Here is a 19,955-nt window from a genome sequence, read left to right as displayed (position 1 = left end):
GGTCTCAGCCGGGCGGGGCGGCGCGCAGAGTGGCAGCGGCGGCGACCAGGTGGGCGCTGGCGCTGGTGAGCAGCGCGCCGGCGCGCAGGCGCCCGGCCTGGACGAGGCCGGCCGTGTCGGTGATGGTGGTGCCGGGGGCGGTCAGCTGGTCGAGGACGGTCGACATCGAGCCGCTGGCCGACAGGAGGGCCTGCTGGGCCTGCTCGATCCGCGCCAGGGCACGAAGGTGGGCGCTGGCGGGCGGGTCGGCGGCGTCCACGACGGCGGCGGCCGAGGCGCTGACGGTGGCGAGGTGAACCAGGGTGGTCAGCAGGTTGCGGCTGAGCAGCCGGACCGGGTCCGGGGAGCGGTGGGGGAGGTCGAGGGTGCGGGCGAGGGCCTGAACCTGTTCCGATTCCTCTTGGAGATCGGCGGTCAGCAGTGCGGTCGCCTCGTGGTGGACGGCGGTCAACGCATCCTCCGGGGTGAAGTGGCGGGGGGCTGAGCGGGGGTGATGACGAGGGCGGCCGGACCGGCGGCCAGGGCGGACGGAGAGGTCTGGCGGGCCGCATCGGAGCGGTACGGATCCGGTCCGATCTCCAGGTAGCGGCGCAGTGCCGTCGGCAGATCGGCGGTGCGGCGGCGGGCCGGGGACTCGGCGGCAAGGCAGCCGATGACGCTCTCGATGAGCAGCTCCGGGCAGTCGCCGACCAGTTCGGCCTCCCAGCCCTCGCCGTCCAGGCCAGCGGTGAACAGCCACGCCTGCTGGTCCGGGGGATGCAGGATCTCAGCGAGGTGGTCGGGCGAGGTGATCCGCGTGATCGCCGCGCCGCGGGTGTCCGCGCCGTCCCAGCCGGCCTCGGACAGGCAGTAGAGCGCCCCATCGAGATCGGAGCGGTCGGCCGTCTGGCCCTCGCCGACCCCGGCTACTTCGACCAGCGCCTCGGCAGCCGAGGCGAGGACCTCGTCGGGGGTCTGGACGCTGAACGTGGCGCGCCAGCCGGGCCCTTGAGCGGTGAGCGCCTCCCGCTGGTACGTCTGGTCGGCGAGGTCGTGCAGCAGCACCTGGACGTCGCCGTGCGAGAAGGACTGGTCCGAACCCTGGGCGGTACGGGCCCAGGCCGCCTCCTGCAGAACCCGGCGGGCCCGCACCACAGATGTGTACGAGCCGAGGGCGAGGTAGGGGGGACGGACCCCGACGATCCGGGTGTTCCAGGAGGCCAGCGGAATGGAGGGGGCTACCCGGGGCTTCGGCGCGAGGCCGGGCGGACGGCGCACCCGGGGAGCGCGGGCAGACGGGGTGGAGTTGGTGGTGGAGTCCATAAAGGTCCTCAGCGCCGCTTGGCGGCAGTGGAGTTGGAGATGGCAGGGGCGGGCTGGGCCGGGGTCTCGTGGCTGAAGACCAGCGAGGCGGCCTGGACGCGAGCAGCGGCCTGCTGCGACGGCGAAGCCACGAACTGCGCCACGGCCGCCGGGCCGGAAGCGGCCGAAACCAGCGCCGCCCGGGCCGGTGCCGCGGACGAGGACCTCAGGGCAGCCGCGGCCGGGGACTTCTCGGCGGGAGCGCTGCTGCGCGCACCGGCACGGCGAACGGTCGTCTCGGAGCGCGGAGGCCGCGGCAGATGGCGCTGCGCCCAGCGGCCGATGGCGGCCAGCGGTTCGGAGAGCGCCTTGCCGGCCGTGGTCAGCCCGTACATGTAGTTGCGCGGCTCGCCGGTGCGCTCCACCAGCCCGTCCGCCTCCAGCTGCTGCAGCCGCAGGTAGAGGTTGCCGGGGTTCATGTCGGCCGGCAGGGCGTCGTCGAGGATCTCGCTCGGATAGGCGGGCTCTCCGTAGGCGGCCAGGGCCATGATGGTGGCGACCGTGTTGGTCCGGTTGAGCGTGCCGAGGGCCTGCTCGGTGTACGCGCCCGGACCCGTCCCGTGCTGCGGGAGCGGCTGGTGGGCCGAGGACCAACGGGTGACAGGGATCTGGATGTACGCCACGGCCTCGCGGCCCGCGCGAGTGAGGGAGGCGAAGGTCATGCCGGCCTCCTGCCGACGGGTGATCAGCCCGTTCTCCTCCATCGCGTCGAGCCGCTTGTCGAGCTGGGCCTCGGTCATCCCGCGGGACTTCTCCGCCAGCTCGGCCACCGGCCGGGTTCCGTCGGCCAGCTTGAGCAGGCGCAGGAGCGAGACGGTGTCCTGCGGGCCGAGGATCGACACGGCGGCCTGGATACGCTGGGCCTGGGCAAGGATGGAGGGTGCGGTGGGCATGCTGGTCCTTCGCGGGTAGGAGAACGGGCGGAGGTGGGCGGATCAGGCCGCAGGGAGGGCGGTGAGCAGCTGCAGTCGGCGGGCCGCGGTGTTGTAGACCTGGTGGCCGCTGCGGCGTCCGGCGGCGAGCAGGTAGATCTCGCCGCGGCCGGAGGCAGAGTGGGTCGGGCGCTCCTGGTAGACCAGGCGCCAGCACCGGTCGCGGTCGAGGTAGATCCGGCGGCAGCCGGTAAGGTCCCACAGGCCGCGCCGGCCGAGGACGGGGCCGCGCTGCTGGCATCGGACCAGGCGGCGCAGGTTGTCGACGGCGGCGTCCTTCACGTCCTGCGGGAGCTGGTCGAGGTCGGTGAGCGCCGCCGGGTGGGCATCGAAGTCCAGCAGAGCGGCGGCGGTCACGGGCAGTCCTCGGTCTAGACGGAGATGCGTGGCACCCCGGGCTGGGGCAGGGAGTCCGGGTCGGTGAAGGGGGGATGCGGCAGCAGCCGGTGGTGCGGATGGTCGGGGTTGGTGGTGCACGCACCGAACGGCCCGTCCGGGGCCCGGAGTTTGAGCAGCAGCGGCTCCAAGTGGTCGCGCTGCCACACGGAGGGACCGGTCGCGCCGGAACGGGAGTCGGTCAACTCCTGCCAGGCCAGCCAGCAGTGGTGGATCCTGGCCAGCGCCTCGTCGTGCTCGGGCCACCGGGCGCACCACGGCCTGCCGCTGGTGATCTCCTGCCCGTAGACGCCGAGCAGGATGTGGTCGACCCACGGCACCATCGTGGCCACTTCCACGGCGAGGGCGTCGTCGTCGAAGGCGAGGAGGGTCAGCGACACAGCGGCTTCGGAGTCATCCGGCGCGCCGTCCGCCTTCGCGTCCGGGCCGTCATCGACGAGCGGCTCGGAACCGGGCTGGTCCTCTTCCTGCTCCTCGGCGAGGCGCTCTGCCACGATGGCCAGCGAGTCACGCTCCGCCTGGAGACGGGCCAGGGTTGCGCGCCACTCGGCCACGGTCTCTGGTGAGACCGCCGGGCGGCCGGGCGGGTCGGCGGGCGTGGGGGTGGACAAGGGCGGCTCCTGGGGAATCGGTCGTGCGTCGGTGAACACGACTCTGCCCGCGGGCCAGGTCCTTGCTCGGGAGATATCCGATGAGGTATGCCCGCCAGAAATTCACTTGCGAGGAGCTTGGTGGTTCTCGCACAGAGGAATATCGAGTGTCAGCAACTCGGTTGCAAGGGCGGCTTGTTGGGGAACAACGCCATTTCCTAGAGCGGTCAACTGGGCAGACCTGGAAAGTTCTGTGATCTGCGTCACCCATCCATTTTCGAGGCCCATCACCCATTCCACGAATGCCGGGGAGAGGCGGCCGCGGGAATCCACCGGATCGGGTGCCGGACGGGTCATCCGCTCCCACTGGGAGATGGCGGAGGCGTACTCGCCCCAGCGTTCGCCTCCGGTGGAGGCGGTGACCACATCGGCAGCTCCGGCTGGGGTGGTGGCAGGCTGAAGTCGTTGCGGCCGCGACCGGGCGGGCGCTCCGTGCTGCAAGCCTTCGGTGCCGGGCGGAGCTTGGCCGCCGCGCTCGGCAGGGTCAGATCGCCCCTGGATCCGCGCTGGTTGGGGCCTCCCTTGGTGCCGTCGCTCGCCCGGGGCGTCGGCAGCAGGTGCTCCACCAGGTCGGAGAGATTCGGCCCGTGGCCGCCGGCCTTCCGCCGGGACGGGTGCTGCGAGCCGCCGATCGTGCCGAGATTCGAGGTCGGGGTGAGCAGCAGCGTGACCACGTGGCCGAGGTCCCCCCGGCCGGCATCCGGACCCTTGAAGTCCCGCGCCCTCGGGGTCGGAAGGCTCAGCCGGCCAGGCAGCGATGAAAACGCGCTCCCTTCGGTGGGGGGCTCCGACGTCGGATGCGCGTAGCACCTGCCAGCGCGCATCGAACCCTGCGGAGGCCAGGTCTGCGAGTACGGCACCGAGTGCCCGCAGATGATGTTCATCTCCGGCGTCTCCCAGACACCACGGGCAGCGCTCCACGTCGCCATCGGTATTCGAGCGAGCGGGGGTCGAGAGCAGGCCTCGGACATTCTCCAGAATCACCAAACAGGGCTTGAGAGTTGATATGGCGCGGGCGATGGTGTGCCACAGCCCGGAGCGGGTGCCGTGGGCGAGACCTGCCTGCTTCCCGGCGACGGAGACGTCGGTGCACGGGAAACCGGCGACGAGGACGCAGACCGGTTCGACCTCGGTCCAGTTGACCTGGGTGATGTCGCCCAGGTTCGGGACGGCGGGCCAGTGGTGCGCAAGGATGGCGGCTGCGCCGGGGGCCGGGTCGGCGTGCCAGGCGACCGTGCCGCCGAGCACCGACTGGACGCCGAGGTCGAGGCCCCCGTAGCCGGAGCACAGCGAACCGATGCGAAGACCAGTCATCGCGACGCCCTGCCTCGTGCGCCCGTCGACAGGTCCCTGGCGCGCGGTGCTTCGGCGATCGGCGCGAACGCGGGGGCTGTTCGGCGTGCGAAGGCGGAGCGCACCCGGGCGGCGCCGGCTCGCAGACCGCTTCGGGTGGGCGCGGCGGCACGCTCGGCGGCAAGGCGCAGGCCGTCGGCGGCCCGGTCCAGCACCAGCTCGGAGCGCCGCAGCGACAGGTGGTGTCCGCTCTGGTCGGCGGTGTAGGTGGAGCCGGTGGAGTGGTCGTGCCAGATGTTGCGATTGAGGGCGACGAGGTGCTGGTCGGCCTCGGCCAGTCCCAGGGCGGCGTCCCGCAAGGCCAGGCCAGCAGGATGGGGCGGCTTGCCAGGAGGGCGGGACGCGGTGAGGGCCGCCGCGAAGGACACGATGCTCAGGTGGATCTGGCGCAGCGTCTCGATGTGCTCGGGCGCCGTGCGCAGGGTGTCCGGTCGGCGCAGGGTATCCAGGCCAGTACGGGCGATGCGTATTCGTTCGGCGGCGCCGGACAGCGCCGCGGGCAGGTCGGGGTCGGGGGAGGACAGGAACGGACTCCAGGTGGGGTTAGAGCCTCTTGGCCATGGAGGGGCCGGCGCCGGGCTGGTGGCCGGGCGGTGCGGCCTCGGGGCCGGTGCGGAAGGTGCGGGTGAGGGCGGAGCGCAGACGGGCGGCTGCTCCGCGGGAGGGGCGGGCTTCGGCCTCGGTGGCCTGGCGGGAGGACCTGGCGGCCGATCTGGGCGCCGGACCGTTGTTGCGCAGGTGGCGGGCGGCCGTGGAGAGCGTCTCGGCGGCCTCCCGGTACAACCACTGGGCGTGCTGGCAGGTGAGGGCGGTCGGCGAGAATTGGTGGGCGTCGGCGAGTTCGAGGACCTCGCTCACACGCTGCAGTGCCACCGCCGACATCGAGACCGCCCGGGTGGTGGCCCGGCGTTCACGCCGGGCGGCGGCGGCCTGCTCCGGTGCGGCGAACGCATCCACGGGTCGCAGGGCGGCTTCGATCAGCCCGGTATGGAGTACGTGCAGGGCGAATAGCTGCACGCCGACGGCGCCCGGGGCGGGGAGCGGGCCGTGCGCGGGCACAGCGGGCCACGAGGCGGCGATCTCGTCGAGCATCGCCGCGAGCTCCCACGAGGTGGGGTGCGCGGTGGACAGGGCGGACTCCTGGTGGTCAGCGTCCCCGGCGCAGCGGGATGACCTGCGCCGTGGGTGCGGAGGGAGCGGGTTGGCCGGCGCTCGCGGGCTGGGCGCTGACGATCCGGGGCCTGGCCACGGCGGCTGAGGCCTGCCCTGCGCGGCGCTGGCGCAGCTCGTCGGCGGGCAGCGGCACCACCGGCGCCGGGGCGGTGTCGGTGAGCAGATCTGCGACGGCGCCCAGTTCGCGGGCGGCAGTGCCGGCCAGGGCCTCGGCGGCGGCGAGCGCCTGCTGGACTCCGTCGGCGCCGACCGGGTCGAGGAGCCGGGTTGCGGCACCGGCCACGGCGGCCAGGGCCTCACTGGTGCGCGAGGCGGCGGCGGCGAACGCGGCGAGGGCAAGGCGGTCGGCTCGGGGGTCCGATACCCGAAAGAGGTACTCATCGCTCGCCTCAGCGGCGATCGCCACCAGATGGGTCATCGGCCACGCGGCCTGGGAGGGGTGGTCGGCGATGGCGGGAAGCGTGCGGCGGACGGCCTCCAGCCGGTCGGCCAGCGACCGCATCACGGCCGTGGGGTCGGTGCTGTTCAGAGCGCTCCGATCGTCAGGGGGACATGAGGCAGGTCATCGGCGAGGGGCTGAAGGAGCCGGTGCTGCGGTGGGCGCGGGGGCCTGGAGGCAACGCGGGACGCGCCGGCCCGGCGCGCCGCCGTGCTGGCCGCCTCCTGCCCGGAGACCGGGGTGAGTACCGAGGCCTGGCCCCTGGCCTTCGCGCGTGCGGCGACCGCCCGGGCTGCAGGCCCGGTGGGGTTCGCCACCGCCTGTTGCTCTTGCTCCAGTTCGCGCATGCGGACCTTGCCGAGCCCGGTGCGGAAGCGGCGGATCGTGCTGATGGTCTGGGTGAGCGCCTTGTCAGCTGCGGCGAACTGGGCCGACACGCGTAGATCCAGACCGGCGGAGTAGAACTGCGAGCGGTACTGGCTGCGTGGCCGACTCTGGTTGGCCAGGTCGCAAGCGTCGTCCAGCAACTCGGTGAGCTTGTGCAGGACGGGGCTGGTCCGGGTGGCGGCGAACGCGGGCCCCCAGTCCTCGCCGTAGTTCGCTGGCGCCGGTCCGGTGCGGTGCGAGAGTTCGGCTCGAAGCCGGGACGCGGAGGCGACGTAGTCGGCCAAGGCACTGATGTCCCGGGCCAGCAGATCCGGCACCGCGGACGACGGCCGTCTCGCGGTCTGACGAAGGTTACGGCGGATCACGGCCAGGCGGTCGGCGAGGTCGGTCAGACGCTGGACGTCCTCCTCGCGGACGGAAGTCACCGCCGGCGGCCCGACGCCGCGGCCGGCTGGCCGACGGCGGAAGCAGGTGCCGTGGTGGAGACGGCATGGGTACGCCGGGTACGGGAGGCTGCGGGCGCAGCAGCGGCTGGCAGTTGTCCGCTCAGCACCACCAGCTCGCTCCCCGCGGCGATGGCGGCGTTCCGTCCCTCGGCGACCGCGCACAGCATCTGGTAGTCGAGGCGCCGCTCTCGCTCGACACCCTCGGCGTCGTCTCGTCGAGCCGGAGGTGTGTCGTCGACGAGGATGGCCAGGGCGTGGGCAAGGTGGCGGTGAACGGTGGCGGCTCGCGCCCGCCCGGCGCGGAAGGCCGACGTCGCCGCCGCGAGGCGCCGCGGGTCCTGGGCCGGTGTGGAACCGGCGAGGTCGTGCATCCGGGCTGAGCAGTGCCGCATCACGGTCCTGGCGTGCTCGCACTCCTCGGAGATGGCCTTGACCATGCCGGGACGGCCGGGCACGCGGGCCGTCCTGTCGAGGTTCTCCGCGATGAAGGTGAAGACGGAGGCCATCTGCGCCAACTCAACTTCGTAGTCGACGGATTGGGGTTCCGGTCGGGGAATTAGTGGCTCCTGGGTGAGACTAGCGACGGTGTGCTGCGGCCGGGGTGGGGGTTGCGGTGGAGCTGGTCGGCGAGGCGGTGCGCGACGTGGGGGCGGGTGTGCCAGCGGTGCGGGCAAGGGCGGCCCGGCTGCGCATCGGAGGCAGGGTGGCGCCGTCGCGGCCTGAGCGGGCCTGCTGGCGCAGGGTGCCGCTCGCGCCGGTGAGCGCGAGTCGGGTGCGGGAGAGCGCGAGGTTCAGCTCGTGCCCGGCGCGCTCCCGGACGGCTTCGGCGTGCGGGCCGCTCAGGCCCGCGACCTCGTGGAGGCGAGCGGACATGGCGACGGCCTGGCTGATGCCGTACACGGCCTGGCCGACCTGGGTGCCGGCGTCGGCGAGTGCGCGGGCCGTGGCCCGCCGGGTGCTGTCGGCCAGCGGCGAGGATGCCAACACGTCAGCGGTCGCGACCAGTTGGGTGTGCCGGTCGCTGATGTGGCCGACATGCTCGGCCAGCTCGCGCACGCCGGGAGCGCCTTCCTCTCGGTAGGCACCGGGCAGTGCGGCGGCGACGACATCGATGGCGTCGGCTGCGGCCCGCAGTCGGGTGGCCTCGGGGCTCGGCGGTCGGGGCGAATTCTTGGTGGGCAGGGCTGGACTCCTTCGGAGGGGCTATCGGGACCGGGCGGGACGTTCGGCGTCGGTCAGCGGCTGCTCCTGATGGGTGATCGGGGCGGCGCCGCGGCTTCGGCCGGAGAAGGGAGAGCGGCACCGTGTGCGATGGTGGCGGGGGTTCGGGTGCGCGCGGCCTCGCGTCGTTCGGTGCCGCCAGGGGACGGGGCCAGGGGCGGATCGGACCGGAGTGGGAGTCCGTTGGCGGTGAGCCAGCGCTCCTGGACGGCCTCGGCGCTGCCGAGGGTGTGCAGCGCGCAGCCGAGCAGGCGCGCGGCCGGCAGGGAGGAGTCCCGGGCGAGCAGCCGCACGATCCCGGCCGATGCGGCGCTCTGGCGGAGCACGGAGGCTCGAAGGACCCGCTCGCCCCAGTACTGCGGATCGCCGGTGAAGCCGTCGCGCGTAGCCGCGCGCACGCCGTCGGCGGTGATGGCGCCGGAGGCGATGGCTCCCTGCTTCTGCGCTTCCCACAGCACGGTCAGTGCGTCGATCGGCTCCCCTCGGTGCGCGAGGGCGGCCAGGGCCTGGAAGGCGGCGCCGTGCCCGCGGTCGAGGAAGTCGCCCGGCCGCAGCCACCGGATGATCTCCTTCAGGTCGTCGGGAGCAGCGGTGGCGGAGGAGAGCAGCGCGGTCTCGTCGACCATGGTCGTCTCTCGTACGGCGTCGGGGATTTCGAGCGGCCACGGGCCGGGCAGCGGACGAGGGCGCTCGTCCAAGGTGCCCCAGAGGTCGGCCAGCTCGTGGACGGCCTGGCGCAGCTCGCCGGTCAGTTCCAGCACGCCGTCCAGAGCGCCGGTTCGCGCGGCGTGCTGGAGCCGGTGCGCGCGCTCGTGGACCTGGCGGCGGATCGAGGACTCCAGCACCATCCTGGCGTAGGCGCGGGCGTGGCGCGGGTGCGGACAGACGGCGATCAGCGTCGCGCCGTAGCCCGGGCTCAGTCCCTGGCTGGTCCTGCGCGCGGCGGCCAGCGCTTCCAGCGCGAAGTCCCGGACCTGATCGTCGCCGGCGCCCTCAGCCGCACCCGGGTGGCCGGCTGCGCGCTGATCGAGAAGCACCTCGTACAGCGCGGCGTGGGCGGGGCGGAGGAAGTGGGGCGGCTTCAACCACCCGTTGATGGAGGCGAGTTCCGTGGGGGAGAGGAGTAGCGCTCCGAGGAGGGCCTGCTCGGCCTCCATGCCGGGGCTGAGCGCGGTGGCGGCCACCGTCACCGTGACCGGCGGGTGGAGGAGACGGGGAACGCGTGAACCGTGCCCGCGGCTCGGAGCGGGGCCGGCAAGCCGCGTGGAGCCAGTCCCGTGGCTGGGTCGGTCGCGGGCAAGGGCGGGGTCGTTCCCGTTTTCGCGTCGATCCGGTCGATCCATCGGCGGGCCTGGGCGAGGGTGCGGAAGCCGCCCTCCGTGATGCTGTACGTCGCGCGCCGCATGTGCACGGTCTCCAGCTGGATGAGGAAGCGGCGGCCGACGGCGCGCGAGTGCCGGTCGTGCAGCAGGACGAAGTTGGCCTCCCGCTCGCCGTTCAGGAACGCGGGGAAGGCGCTGTTGTAGCGCAGGATCCGATAGCGGTCTCCCGAGCGGCGCACACGGTCCTCGATCAACCGGGTGGTCCTGGCACCGGGGCGGGCGAAGCCGTAGTCCTCGCCCGAGAGCAATCCCTCGATCCGCTCGCCGGGGCCGAGGTTGTATGGGTCGTCGGGGACGGGCCGGTACTCGGCGACGGCGCGGGGGTCGGCCCCCTGTCCGACCAGCCACCGACCTGCCCAGCCAAAGGTCGGCGCCGGGCGGGTGCGGACCCGGCAGCGGTGGGTCTCCGGGGCGAAGGATACGTGGATGCCGTACGCGCGTGGCAGCCCGGGGGGTCCGCCGATCGTGTCCCAGTTGAAGGCCACGTGGAAGTGCTGATGGCCCATCCGGTGGGAGCTGACGACTTCGGTCAGTTCGGGCGCCAGGCTCAGGAACTCCACGGCGGCTTCGGTCTGCGGGTCGGCGGGTGTCCAGCCGTGCAGGGACTGGGCGATGGTGTTCACGAGCCTCCTGCTCGGATCGGGGGAAGGGCAAGGACCGGGGTCGCCGGGCCGAGCGCCCGCTCAGCGGATGGGCTGTGGCGGGCACCGGGGCGACGCTGGGTCCGCGAGGGCTGGAAGGGCGTCGAGCCCGGGCAGCATCGGGGTCGCGGAGACGATCGCGCCGCGGCGGCGCCGCGGGCCGCCGGCCACCACGGACCTCGCGGCGGCGGCCTGGCTGCGCGGACCGTAGAGGTTCGCGAGGTAGCGGCGCACCGGTTCCTGTGATGGGCGGCGCACGAGCGGCCCCAGGACCCGGGCCGCCTCTGTGGGGGGCACGACATCGCCCGCCTGCTGGAACTGGGCCGAAGGCGAGCCGGCCCACGGGTGGTCGGCCGGCATCCCGACCAGCAGCGCGACCTCCGCCAGCCCGAGCCGTCGCTGCGGATCGCTTGCCCAGTACGCGCTGCGGGAGCGGCCGGTGATGGCCGGGGCGGTCCGGTCCGCCGACCACTCGTTGCCGCCCGGAGTGGAGCGTTGCCCCCGCGTGTTGACCCGTACTCCCGCCGGCCAGCCCAGGGCCTCGGCCGCTGTTCGGGCAGGAACCGGGTCGTCAGGATCCACGGCGTTGAACTTCACGTAGCGGTGGCGCCCGGCGATGAGGTAGGTGCGGCGGCGGTGGGAGGCGAGGCCGACGTCCGCCGCGTCCAGCTTCCACTGGGCGGAGTCGCACCAGTCCGCCATCTCCAGCACCTCACCGATCGCGTCCGGCACGATCGAGGGCAGCGCGCTGGACTGCTCCATCGCGAGCCATTGCAGGTGGTCGTAGCAGGCGGACAGGCTCAGCGCCCAGAGCGCGGACTCGGCCACGAGCCCGATGCCCGGGTCGGTCATCCTGGAGATGGGCTCGCGGGCGTCGTTGCGGGTGATCAGCGGGCCGGTCCACCCGCAGTTGCCGTCCCAGACTGGATCGGTGCAGATCAGACAGCTGTCTGCCTCGTCGCAGTCGCCGTCGCCGTGCCAGTGCCCGAACGTGGCCTCCAGCGCGAGGGGGAGCATGTCGAGCAGCAGCTCCAGGTTCTCGTGGGCGTGGCCCTGCCGGAGTCCCGCGGGGCTCCAGGTGATGCAGGGCGCGCTGACGATCAGACCCTCGACGTACCGAAGAGCCGGGTGGGTGGGGTCAAGGTGACGGACATCGGCGACGATGCGCCGGAATCCGGCCGCCCGCGCGGTGGCCGCCGCGTTCTCGTCCAGCTCGACGCCGACGGTGTCGAAGGGCGTGCCGCCATCAGCGAGGATCTGGAGACCGACCTCCCAACCGCCCGGTCCGGCGAAGAGGTTGACGATCCTCGGCGGGTCGCCGCGCCGCGGCGGGTACAACCAGGAAACCGGCCAGGGGTGCGCGAGCGAGACCAGTTCCCGGTGGGACCAGGGGCCCATCTGCCGCAGCTGGGGGAACCACGCCGGATCCCCGGCCGTGGAGAGGTTGGACCACCGGCGGGGCGGCAGGGACGTGTACTCCTGCCGCGTCACCGCGTCCGGCCCGGTGCGGGCGGTGCCGGTGGCGGTGGCGGTGCGGGAGACGAGCGGAGCACCTCACCGTCTGCGCCCCTCACGGCGTCGGCCGGCGGGGGAGCGGCGGATGGAGCGGTCGCGGAGGTGCTCAGGGCGGCGGCCCTGCGCGGCGAATCGCCCACTGCGGCGACCGGCTGGCGGAGGCCGGTGGTGATCTGCGAGGCGATCTCGTCCAGCGTTTTGACGTGGCGGCGGAACTCGCCGGCCAGGTACGCGTCCGTGACGGAGGGTCTGGCAAGTTCCAGCAGAGAGGACCGAAGGCCGCGCAGGAGCTGCAGGTCGTCCCTGATGGAGGTGGTCCGCGCGCCCTGCACGGCTTCCCACTCGCCCGTGAGGTCTTCGAGATCGTTGTAGATCCCGCCGGCTACCTCGCTCGGGACATCGGGATCGAGGTACGGGAGGGAACGGTCCGCCAGGGCCTGCGGGTAGGTCGCGCGGAGGTCGACGAGATGGTCCGCAAGCCACCACAGGCCGTCGACCTGGTGCATCGCGGTGAACTGCGGGGCCTCCGCCGGGGCGAAGACCCGGACGTAGGTGTCGACCGCTTCACGGACTGCGTCGGGCAGGATTCCCCTGGTACAGAGCAGATCCCGCTGGTTCTCCCGGGTGAGGGTGCCAGGGTCGGAGCGCCCGTCCCGGGCGTCCCGGTTGAACACGGAGTGCTCGTCGAAGCCGAACCAGTTGCCGGGCAGCTCCCCGTACGCAGGCGAGACGATGCGGACGTTGACGCCCGTCCAGGTGTCGTGGACGCTCCCCTGCTCGAGCGTGGCGATGACGACGGTGTCGGCGCGGCGGGCGATCTGCTGGAGGCCGGTGGTGGTGCCGTCCGGAAGGGGACGGATGAGTCGCAGGGCCTTCGCCTGGTCGACGGGGGTGCACGAGGACGTCAGAAATGGCCTCCGAGGAAGGCGAGTGCGGGCGGCGCCAGCCACCACGCCCGGGAGTGAAAGGTCAAGCGGGGCATGGGCGGTGACGTGGCTGACGTCGCGGTGACGTGTGGGGAGTGAGGAGATCAGACGGGGTCGCCGGAGCGGCAGGAGTACGGCGAGCACCCATCGGCGGGGCCGAACTCAGCCTCGTCGGCGGCGACCCGCTCCTCCAGGGCGAGCTGCTCGCGGCGGGTGAGCCGGTCGATGGGAGCCTCGGCCAGCGGCATCCGGGACCGGTGCAGATACGCCTGGCCGAGCAGCGGCCGGCCGTCGGCGTTGGCGCGGGCGTTACCGGCGCGGATCTCGCGGTCGAACTCGACCACGTCCTCCCACTCCGCCGGATCGCCGTCGCGGATCGCCCGCCACTGCGCGTTGCCGTGGTACGGGCACCCCAGGCACGACGACTTGGGGGTGCTCTCCAGGCCGTGTTCGGCGAGCAGGCCCAGGCAGTCACCGCGTGAGAGGCCCAACTCGATCAAGGGGAACCGATTGCGCGTGTATTTGACGTCGGCGTCCTTCGCGCGGTGAAACTCGTCGGTGCTGATGCCGATCCACTGCTCGGCGAAGACGTCGGCCGGTATCCGCGCCGGATAGGGATATCCGAGGATTTCCCGAACCTGCCGCTTAATTGGCTTGATTTTGTATTCGCCGGTACATTGACGGCGCGTCATGCCAGGTGAGCCGTCCTGGTTTAGGATGTAGAGCGGCATGCTGGCGAAGCGGTGGGAAGGGTTCAGGGCGTCGGACCTGATGTTTCCCGAGGATACCCGGAGGATGGGTATTCTGGCGGGTTTCGCTATTTCCTGTTCGACGCGGTCGAGGTGTTCGTAGACCTTCTTCGGCTCCCAGCCGGTGTCCGCGAAAATGGCGTAGTCGAGGCGGGGCAGCTCACCGAGGGCGGACAGTAGCAGCAGGCAGGTCGACTGGACCCCGGCGCCTAGAGAGAGCGTGCGCACGGTCGGGGCGTTCGTGGTGGCGGCGCTCACGCGGCGGCCTCCGCCTTGGCCTTGGCCCGCTCGGTGATCGCCGCAGTCTGCCGGGACGAGGCCTTGCCGATTACGTCGGCGCCGGGCTCCTTGTACCAGGGCCGGAGCTCGAGCAGCGCTGGCTTGATCCCGGTCGCGAAGAGCAGCGCCGAGCCCTTCTTGAGGGCGCGGACCTGGTCGGCGGGCAGGATCCGCTCCTGCCGCATCGAGACCGAGGTGGAGCGTCCGGAGTCGGACGTGGAGTGCGAGACGGTCTCGACGTCGTGGTCGCCGACGAGCCGGCTCAACTTGTCGGCGAAGTCGGCGTCGTCGATGCCGCTGCCGACCAACTTGATCGTGGCGGCGGACCACATGGCGTCCATGCCGACCTCGCCCCAGACCCGCTGGCCCTGCCGGTAGGACTGGAGGATCGTGATCGGGATTACGCCGCGGGAGCCCAAGTGGCTGTACAGATCGGGGAGATCACCGATCTTGCACACATTGGCGGCCTCGTCGAGGACGCACAGCAGCGGCGGGTCGAGGCGTCCGCCGTCGCGCTCCGCCTGGATGACCGCGGTGCGCATCACGCTGTCCGCAGCGGCGGCGATCAGCGCGGACGCGGAGCCGCCGCCGTCCTTCGACAGCAGGTACAGGGTGTCCCTGCGGGTGACGAAGTCCGAGGGCTTGAACTCCGGGAGCGTGTCGTTCGGGGTGACCCAGGCAGCGATCTTCGGGTCCAGAAGGCAGGCCGCGTACTGCCGCGCGGTTTCAAAAATGCCGTCCCGCGTCTCGACAGCGCCTGACACGGTGCCCTGCAACTGTGCTGCGATGGCAGTGAGTTGGTGTTCCTTGAGGATGTCGATCGGGGTGCGGTCGGCGGGCTGGGCGAGCCAGCCGAGCACGTCGGTGATCGGGCGACCGTCCGCGCCGGCAGCGAGGAACAGCGCCGTGAGCGTGTTGGCGGCGGCCGTGGACCAGAAGTCGCCCTGCTCGCCTTCGTCGACGGACGCGGTGACGAAGTGCTGGGCCAAACGCCTCGCGCCGGGGAGGTCCTTGGCGTCGGCCAGCGGATCCCACCACATGGCCTGCTCGGTGTGGGCGATCTGCTGCGGGTCCATCGTCCACACCCGCCCGGCCTCGGACCTGGCGTCGAGCGTGACGGTGTAGGCGTCGCCGGCTGCCTTGTTGCTGGTCAGGAGGACGGGGCCGGGAGCGCGCAGGATCGACGGGACGGCCAGACTGGTCGTCTTGCCGCTTCGGGGGGCCATGATCGCGACCGCGACGTCCTCCCAGGACGTGCGGACCTCGGGTCCGCCGTCGCCGAGGTTGCCGAGGAGGACGCCGGTGTCGTCGGGCTTGATGGATCCCGGCTTGGCGTCGGCGAGGCTTGGGCGAAGGCTCTTGGCCTTGGCCGAGACCTCCTTGGGCAGTAGGACGGCCAGGTCGCGGCTGGTGGCCAGCCCGGCGGCCTTCTTGGAACGGCGGCGCTTGAGCGCCTGGGCCGCGCCGACGGCGGCCAGGGCGGCGAAGAGCAGGCCGGGGGCAATCCTGGCGCCTATCAGGACCTGGAGCGAGCCGAGCGCCGGCCACAGATGGTCGGGGTGCAGGGCGGCGGTGACCGGCTGGTACGGCTGCCAGGGTCCGCTGCCGACGGCGGAGTTGGTGAGGTTGCCACCGACCCAGGCGAGCGAGCCGTAGGCGGCGAGGGCGAGGCCGGCGCCGATCAGGGTGTAGAGGAGGGCATCGGTGCCGGGGCTGGAGGACGGCGCCTTTGGGGAAGGGGAGGAGGGGGAGGGCAGAAGAAGGTCCTTGCGGGAAGCCCGGGCGCGGGGCGGAGCGCGCGGGCGTGGGGAAGGCCGCAGTGCGGGCCTGGGGACGGGCTGGCGGCGGCGCGGTGCGGTCGCGCGCTCGCGGCCGGGGCCGAGATAGCCGCTGGTCAGCGATGGGAGGTTGCCGGGCGGTGCTCTGGCGCCCACAGCCGGGCGGCGGCTGGAGGGGCCGCGGAGCTGACGGCCCGGTGCCCGGTGCGCGCGGCCACGGCGCGGTGGCGGCCTGCGAGGTCGAGGTCCACGAGCTGGCAGGCCGCGCGCGCCAAGGAGTGATCGCGGTGCAGTGGCGGGGTGGTGCCGTCGGCACGCATCAGCGGGGCGATGATCCGGACTTCGTGGCTTCCGGTCCGCAGCGCGATCCAGCGGCAGCTGGCCGACGGGTCGTCGGCGGACACGATTCTGGTGGAGGCCAGGACCCGCCGGGCGGTGGCTGCCCACTGGGCGTCGGTCAGGCGCGGCGCGTCGGGGTGGTCGCGGATGGTGCAGTGCCACACATCGCGGCTGCGGCCCAGGCGCTCGTCCTGGTCCGGACGGTGCGCGCGGAGAAGCTCGTTCAACTCCTCTGCAAGGGCGGCGAGTTCGATGCTTCCGGGCAAGGGGAGTTCGCCGACTTCACGCCAGCCGTCGATGACGCTGACCGGCGGCTCGCCTGGCTGGCGCAGGGCGTGGTGCTGCGCGGCAACGAGCAGGTCGCGGGTGCTCGCGTATCTGGTGATGGAAGGGATCAGAGGGGAAACGTTTCTTCACCGCCCGCGTGAGCGAGCCTGCGGGGCCACGATGGAGGCCGGTGGCGGCTGCTGCCGCTCGGGCCCGGGCACGGTGGCGCCGCTGGTGCGCGCGGCGGCAGAGCGGATTCGGGGCGGGTTGGCGGCCAGTTCGCGGATCTGTGCGGGCAGGTCGGTGATGTCGGCGCCGGCCTCCCAGATGTCGTCCGCGGCTTGGCCGAGCGGCTGCCAGAGATATCCGCCGCCGGGCCGGTCCTTGGCCCACCGGCTCGCGGCGGCCACCACGTCGGACAGCGCCTCAAGGGTGCCGCCATCTCGGGTGATCTCCGCGAGTAGTCCCGCCACTTCGGACGGGTCGGCGGATGCGCGGATTCGTGCGGCGACGTCACGCAGGCCGGTGGTGAGAAGGGCAGTGGGAGTGCCTGAGGTCGCCTGTTCCTGCGGCAGCGGGTTCACCGCGACCTGCCGGGGGCGGCGGCCGGTGCGCTGTGCCGGGTGGTGGTCTCGGACGAGGCTGCCGGGGAAGGCGTGCTGGAGACGATCCGGGCGGCGTTGGCCCGGGGTGCGAGTTCGGGGTCACCGGGACGGTAGTACATCCACGGCCACTGGCCGCCGATCGCGTACAGCCCTCGGTCGTCCGGGACGACGTGCATCCGTCCGCCGTCGCCGTCGTACTCCTTGGGCCAGGTGTAGATCAGCGATCCGTCCGGCTGGAACGCGGCTTCGAAGCCGGCGTCAGCGGCGAGCATGTCGGCGACGACCTGCTCGGCGGCCTGGCGGGTGAACAGCGCGGTGCCGTACGGGTCGGCATAGCCGCGCCGGGTCGGCGCGAGGCCCGGCAGGGGGATATCGTCCGAGCCTTCGGCATGCCAGTAGTACACGCGTTCGTTGCCGCGGATTTCAGAACCGTCCCACAGGGCCTGTTCGGCGGCCAGGGCTACCGCAGCGGCCTCGGCGGGGTCGGCGTGGTCGGCCATCAGCCGGGTCGCTGCGGGCAGGTGGAGTTCGGCCTTCTCCATGGTGCCGAGCACGCTCTCCTCGATCGTGGCGGCCTGGCGGCTGAGTTCCTGCAGGTGCGTGCTGTCCGGGTCGGGGCTGAAGGCCTGGTTCCAGGCATCGAGGTCGATCCGGGCGGTGGCGGCTGCCTCGTGGGTGAGGTTGAGCAGGCCCTGTGGGGCGAGGAGGGCCTGGATCAGGTTCTGGCTCGGCCGGCCGTTGTCGGTGTCGAGCTGGTCGGCAAGGTTCCGCAGCCGCTGTGCGAGGGACAGGTGGGTGGGGTGGGTCAAGCTCGGGTTCTCCGGGGGTAGGAGGTGCGGGGGAGGGTAGGCGCGGCGGCGCTGACCGGGGCGGTCGTGGCTGTGCGGGCGGCCGGGGACCGGTTGCGGGCGGCCGGCGCCCGGGCAGCCGGAGAGGTGTCGGACTGCTGCGGGTAGGGCACGTTGGAGGCGTTCCGTTGGAGCGTGGCGACGGCCTCGGCGCCCGCGTCGAACCAGTCGGCGATCTCCTCCCGCTCGTGCGGGGGGCCGTGGGTGTCGCGCGCGGATCCGGCGGCGGTTCTGAGAAGCTCGCGGGTGCCGTCGGCCACGTTGTGCGCTCCGGCGACCATCTGGGCTGCCACATCGGCGAGTTCACGCAGGTCGTCTATTCGGCTGACCACGTCGGCGAGTTCGTTGAGCTTGCCGCGCAGGTCGGCGAGAACCTCCAAGGCCTCCTCGCCGATCGCGGAGAGCCGAAGGCGCGGATCGACCTCGACCTCGTACCCGGCGCCCTCCAGCCGACGGGCTGCCTCTTCGACGACGGCGCGGAAGACGAGTGGGCCGTCGAGCATGTGCAGGGACATGGGCTGATCGGTGTTGCGCGGTGGCGCGAAACCGAGCTTCGTCAGCATCGCGCCGGCCGCGGAGTCGGCGCCGCTGGCGGAAGCGGCGCCGAAACTGCCCGGCGAGATGCGGATCGGGCCGGTCACCGCCGTGTCGTGTGGCCGAGCACGCTGGTGATCGACGCGGCGGGCACCGGGGCTGGGAGTTGCACGGACCGCGGGGCGTGCACGACCTGGGGCGCAGTGCGCTGGGCGGCGTTGGCCCGGGGCGAGAGGTCGGTGGCGTCGATGGGGAAGTCGAGGTCGAAGCCCCGCAGCCGGGCGGCGATCTGCTCCAGGTGCAGTCGCAGGAGGACGGTGGTGGCGCTGGCCTGCCCGAACTGCTCGGCGGCGGCGTGAGCGGAGCGTGCGGTACTGGCCCCGCCGGCGGCCTCGGCCGCACGCTGCAGCGTCTCCTCGACCTCGTGCAGCACAGGTTCCAGCAGCTCGATCGAGCGGGCGAGGTCCGAGGGCAGGGTGCTGTCGGCGAGGGAGTCGCCCAGCCGCCGCACCGCCCAGGCGGCGACGCGGGAGCTTTCGCCGTCGTCGGGCTGGTTGCGCGAGAGTGCGGTGATCAGGCTCAAGTGATGTCCGCCCCTCGCTAGAACGGGTTCTCGACGACGCGGTCGGCGTCGGTGGCGGCGTCGAGCAGCTCCGGCAGGTCACCGGGGCTGGCCTCACGCTGGTCCACCCACCAGCCGGCGCGGTCGATCGTGCGGGCCAGAGCCTCGACCTCCTGCCACCGTTCCTCGGTGAGATCGCCCTCGGTGACGAGGCTCTGGTAGGCGCCGGTCACGAGCTGATGGCGGCAACGCGCGCCCCAGGCGAGGATCGTCGCCGGGCCGGACAGCGGCGGCATCGCGTACCGCTCGGCCCAGTCGACGGCGGCCTGCTCCTCCTCTGCGCGGCGGGCGGCGACCCAGACGGTGCGTTCCTCGTCGTGGTCGCCTTCGCGCTGGGCGCGCCAGCAGTCTGTGCAGTCGCGTCCGGCGAGCCAGCGGGCGTACCCGGCCCGCCGGTCAGCCGGCCTCGCGCCGAGGTCGTGCTCGTGCTCGTGTCCGCAGGAGTGGGTGACCACCCACTTGGTCTTGACAGCCATGTTGTCTGTTCTCCTTGGCAGTTGGATGGATCAGCGGTGCTGCGGGTGCGCGGACGTCACGGAGCTGCGGGCCAGGACGGCGGCGACGATCTCCGGTTGGACGGCGACGGTGTACCGGCCGCGCCGGAGGCGGGCGGTCGCGCGGGCGGCGGCAGCGAGGTTGTCGTCCTCGGGGCGGTCCGTGACCGGAGCCCGGTAGAGGTCGAGGGCCGGCACGTGCTTCCAGCCGGCTCGGGTGAGCAGCGGGGCTGGGTCGATCGGCAGGCCGGAGGTGACGGCGGCGACGATGCCCAGCTTCGGGTGTCGGCCGATCGCGACGTCGGGCTCGCCGTCGCTGCTGCGGCGGGTGGCGGCACAGGTGTCGAACTCGGGGTCGGCGAGCACTCGGTGGCCCATGGTGCGCAGGGCCCGGACCGCGGCGACGGCCCGTTCCCGGCTGTTGCGCCGCGGGGCGGCGAGTCGGAACGAGCCGAGCGCGGTCGGGTCGGGCTCGAATCCGAGTTGCGGCAGGAGCGCGTCCGCGACCCTGAAGGTCATGCCGCTGGGCGTGGCCGAGATCGTTCCCGTCTGGGCGTGGCGGGAGATCGTGATGTCGACGATGTCGTTGCTCTCGGGGGTCGTGGACACGGTGGACTCCTTGACGTCGTTGAGCAGAA

The 19,955-nt window shown here is 72.6% G+C and carries 25 protein-coding genes and 1 pseudogene; all 26 read right to left on the bottom strand.

Annotated elements, in window-relative coordinates; translation table 11 throughout:
* Positions 1-4: 4 nt before the first annotated feature.
* Positions 5-451, bottom strand: a complete 447-nt coding sequence (locus ACYP53_RS26530; RefSeq protein WP_459649237.1) for a hypothetical protein — start codon at positions 449-451, stop codon at positions 5-7.
* A complete protein-coding gene (locus tag ACYP53_RS26525; RefSeq protein ID WP_459649236.1) occupies positions 448-1,302 on the bottom strand; it encodes a DUF317 domain-containing protein in 855 nt (284 codons plus the stop codon). The genes ACYP53_RS26530 and ACYP53_RS26525 overlap by 4 nt, the downstream gene beginning before the upstream one ends.
* Before the next feature lie 8 nt (positions 1,303-1,310).
* Positions 1,311-2,234, bottom strand: coding sequence for a winged helix-turn-helix transcriptional regulator (locus ACYP53_RS26520; RefSeq protein ID WP_459649235.1), 924 nt, complete (start codon positions 2,232-2,234; stop codon positions 1,311-1,313).
* Between the two features lie 42 nt (positions 2,235-2,276).
* The gene (locus ACYP53_RS26515) at positions 2,277-2,630 is read right to left on the bottom strand and encodes a hypothetical protein (RefSeq protein WP_449788938.1); all 354 of its coding nucleotides are present in this window, start codon (positions 2,628-2,630) and stop codon (positions 2,277-2,279) included.
* A gap of 14 nt (positions 2,631-2,644) precedes the next feature.
* Complete coding sequence (locus ACYP53_RS26510) at positions 2,645-3,280, bottom strand: DUF4913 domain-containing protein (RefSeq protein ID WP_459649234.1); 636 nt, start codon at positions 3,278-3,280, stop codon at positions 2,645-2,647.
* Positions 3,281-3,382: 102 nt separating this feature from the next.
* Positions 3,383-3,685, bottom strand: a complete 303-nt coding sequence (locus ACYP53_RS26505) for a hypothetical protein (RefSeq protein WP_459649835.1) — start codon at positions 3,683-3,685, stop codon at positions 3,383-3,385.
* Between the two features lie 444 nt (positions 3,686-4,129).
* Positions 4,130-4,633, bottom strand: a pseudogene (locus ACYP53_RS26500) (DNA cytosine methyltransferase); the annotation flags it as partial.
* Positions 4,630-5,040 carry a hypothetical protein gene (locus tag ACYP53_RS26495; RefSeq protein ID WP_459649233.1) on the bottom strand — a complete coding sequence of 137 codons (411 nt, stop codon included), beginning with the start codon at positions 5,038-5,040 and terminating at the stop codon, positions 4,630-4,632. The gene ACYP53_RS26495 and the pseudogene ACYP53_RS26500, both read right to left, overlap by 4 nt.
* Positions 5,041-5,215: 175 nt before the next feature.
* A complete protein-coding gene (locus ACYP53_RS26490; protein ID WP_459649232.1) occupies positions 5,216-5,764 on the bottom strand; it encodes a hypothetical protein in 549 nt (182 codons plus the stop codon).
* Positions 5,765-5,819: 55 nt separating this feature from the next.
* Positions 5,820-6,350 carry a hypothetical protein gene (locus ACYP53_RS26485; RefSeq protein WP_459649231.1) on the bottom strand — a complete coding sequence of 177 codons (531 nt, stop codon included), beginning with the start codon at positions 6,348-6,350 and terminating at the stop codon, positions 5,820-5,822.
* 20 nt (positions 6,351-6,370) lie between these two features.
* Positions 6,371-7,096 carry a hypothetical protein gene (locus ACYP53_RS26480; RefSeq protein WP_459649230.1) on the bottom strand — a complete coding sequence of 242 codons (726 nt, stop codon included), beginning with the start codon at positions 7,094-7,096 and terminating at the stop codon, positions 6,371-6,373.
* Complete coding sequence (locus tag ACYP53_RS26475; protein WP_459649229.1) at positions 7,093-7,632, bottom strand: hypothetical protein; 540 nt, start codon at positions 7,630-7,632, stop codon at positions 7,093-7,095. Before ACYP53_RS26475 ends, ACYP53_RS26480 begins: the two co-directional genes overlap by 4 nt.
* 61 nt (positions 7,633-7,693) lie before the next feature.
* Positions 7,694-8,173, bottom strand: coding sequence for a hypothetical protein (locus ACYP53_RS26470; RefSeq protein ID WP_459649228.1), 480 nt, complete (start codon positions 8,171-8,173; stop codon positions 7,694-7,696).
* Positions 8,174-8,352: 179 nt separating this feature from the next.
* Complete coding sequence (locus ACYP53_RS26465; RefSeq protein ID WP_459649227.1) at positions 8,353-9,522, bottom strand: DnaB-like helicase N-terminal domain-containing protein; 1,170 nt, start codon at positions 9,520-9,522, stop codon at positions 8,353-8,355.
* Positions 9,523-9,524: 2 nt separating this feature from the next.
* The gene (locus ACYP53_RS26460) at positions 9,525-10,343 is read right to left on the bottom strand and encodes a hypothetical protein (protein ID WP_459649226.1); all 819 of its coding nucleotides are present in this window, start codon (positions 10,341-10,343) and stop codon (positions 9,525-9,527) included.
* 60 nt (positions 10,344-10,403) lie between these two features.
* Positions 10,404-11,852 (bottom strand): DNA cytosine methyltransferase, encoded by a 1,449-nt coding sequence (locus tag ACYP53_RS26455; protein WP_459649225.1) that lies wholly within the window; start codon positions 11,850-11,852, stop codon positions 10,404-10,406.
* Positions 11,849-12,829, bottom strand: a complete 981-nt coding sequence (locus ACYP53_RS26450; protein WP_459649224.1) for a hypothetical protein — start codon at positions 12,827-12,829, stop codon at positions 11,849-11,851. Before ACYP53_RS26450 ends, ACYP53_RS26455 begins: the two co-directional genes overlap by 4 nt.
* 77 nt (positions 12,830-12,906) lie before the next feature.
* The gene (locus ACYP53_RS26445; RefSeq protein WP_459649834.1) at positions 12,907-13,737 is read right to left on the bottom strand and encodes an adenine nucleotide alpha hydrolase family protein; all 831 of its coding nucleotides are present in this window, start codon (positions 13,735-13,737) and stop codon (positions 12,907-12,909) included.
* 68 nt (positions 13,738-13,805) lie between these two features.
* A complete protein-coding gene (locus ACYP53_RS26440; RefSeq protein ID WP_459649833.1) occupies positions 13,806-15,587 on the bottom strand; it encodes a type IV secretory system conjugative DNA transfer family protein in 1,782 nt (593 codons plus the stop codon).
* A gap of 137 nt (positions 15,588-15,724) precedes the next feature.
* Entirely contained in the window at positions 15,725-16,174 is a 450-nt protein-coding gene (locus ACYP53_RS26435) for a hypothetical protein (protein WP_459649223.1), read from the bottom strand.
* A 186-nt stretch (positions 16,175-16,360) separates the two neighbouring features.
* Positions 16,361-16,798: a hypothetical protein gene (locus ACYP53_RS26430; protein WP_459649222.1), complete on the bottom strand. Its 438-nt coding sequence runs from the start codon at positions 16,796-16,798 to the stop codon at positions 16,361-16,363.
* Complete coding sequence (locus tag ACYP53_RS26425) at positions 16,795-17,628, bottom strand: hypothetical protein (RefSeq protein WP_459649221.1); 834 nt, start codon at positions 17,626-17,628, stop codon at positions 16,795-16,797. The genes ACYP53_RS26430 and ACYP53_RS26425 overlap by 4 nt, the downstream gene beginning before the upstream one ends.
* On the bottom strand, positions 17,625-18,308 hold the full coding sequence (locus ACYP53_RS26420; protein ID WP_459649220.1) for a hypothetical protein: 684 nt from the start codon (positions 18,306-18,308) through the stop codon (positions 17,625-17,627). The genes ACYP53_RS26425 and ACYP53_RS26420 overlap by 4 nt, the downstream gene beginning before the upstream one ends.
* A complete protein-coding gene (locus ACYP53_RS26415; RefSeq protein ID WP_459649219.1) occupies positions 18,305-18,784 on the bottom strand; it encodes a hypothetical protein in 480 nt (159 codons plus the stop codon). The genes ACYP53_RS26420 and ACYP53_RS26415 overlap by 4 nt, the downstream gene beginning before the upstream one ends.
* Positions 18,785-18,801: 17 nt before the next feature.
* A complete protein-coding gene (locus ACYP53_RS26410; protein ID WP_459649218.1) occupies positions 18,802-19,299 on the bottom strand; it encodes a hypothetical protein in 498 nt (165 codons plus the stop codon).
* Positions 19,300-19,329: 30 nt separating this feature from the next.
* On the bottom strand, positions 19,330-19,926 hold the full coding sequence (locus ACYP53_RS26405) for a hypothetical protein (protein ID WP_459649217.1): 597 nt from the start codon (positions 19,924-19,926) through the stop codon (positions 19,330-19,332).
* Between the last annotated feature and the right edge of the window lie 29 nt (positions 19,927-19,955).

This window comes from Kitasatospora sp. Ki12 (assembly GCF_054601375.1).
The sequence above is the reverse complement of the archived record's forward strand: the minus strand, read 5'-3'. Positions and strand labels throughout refer to the sequence as shown.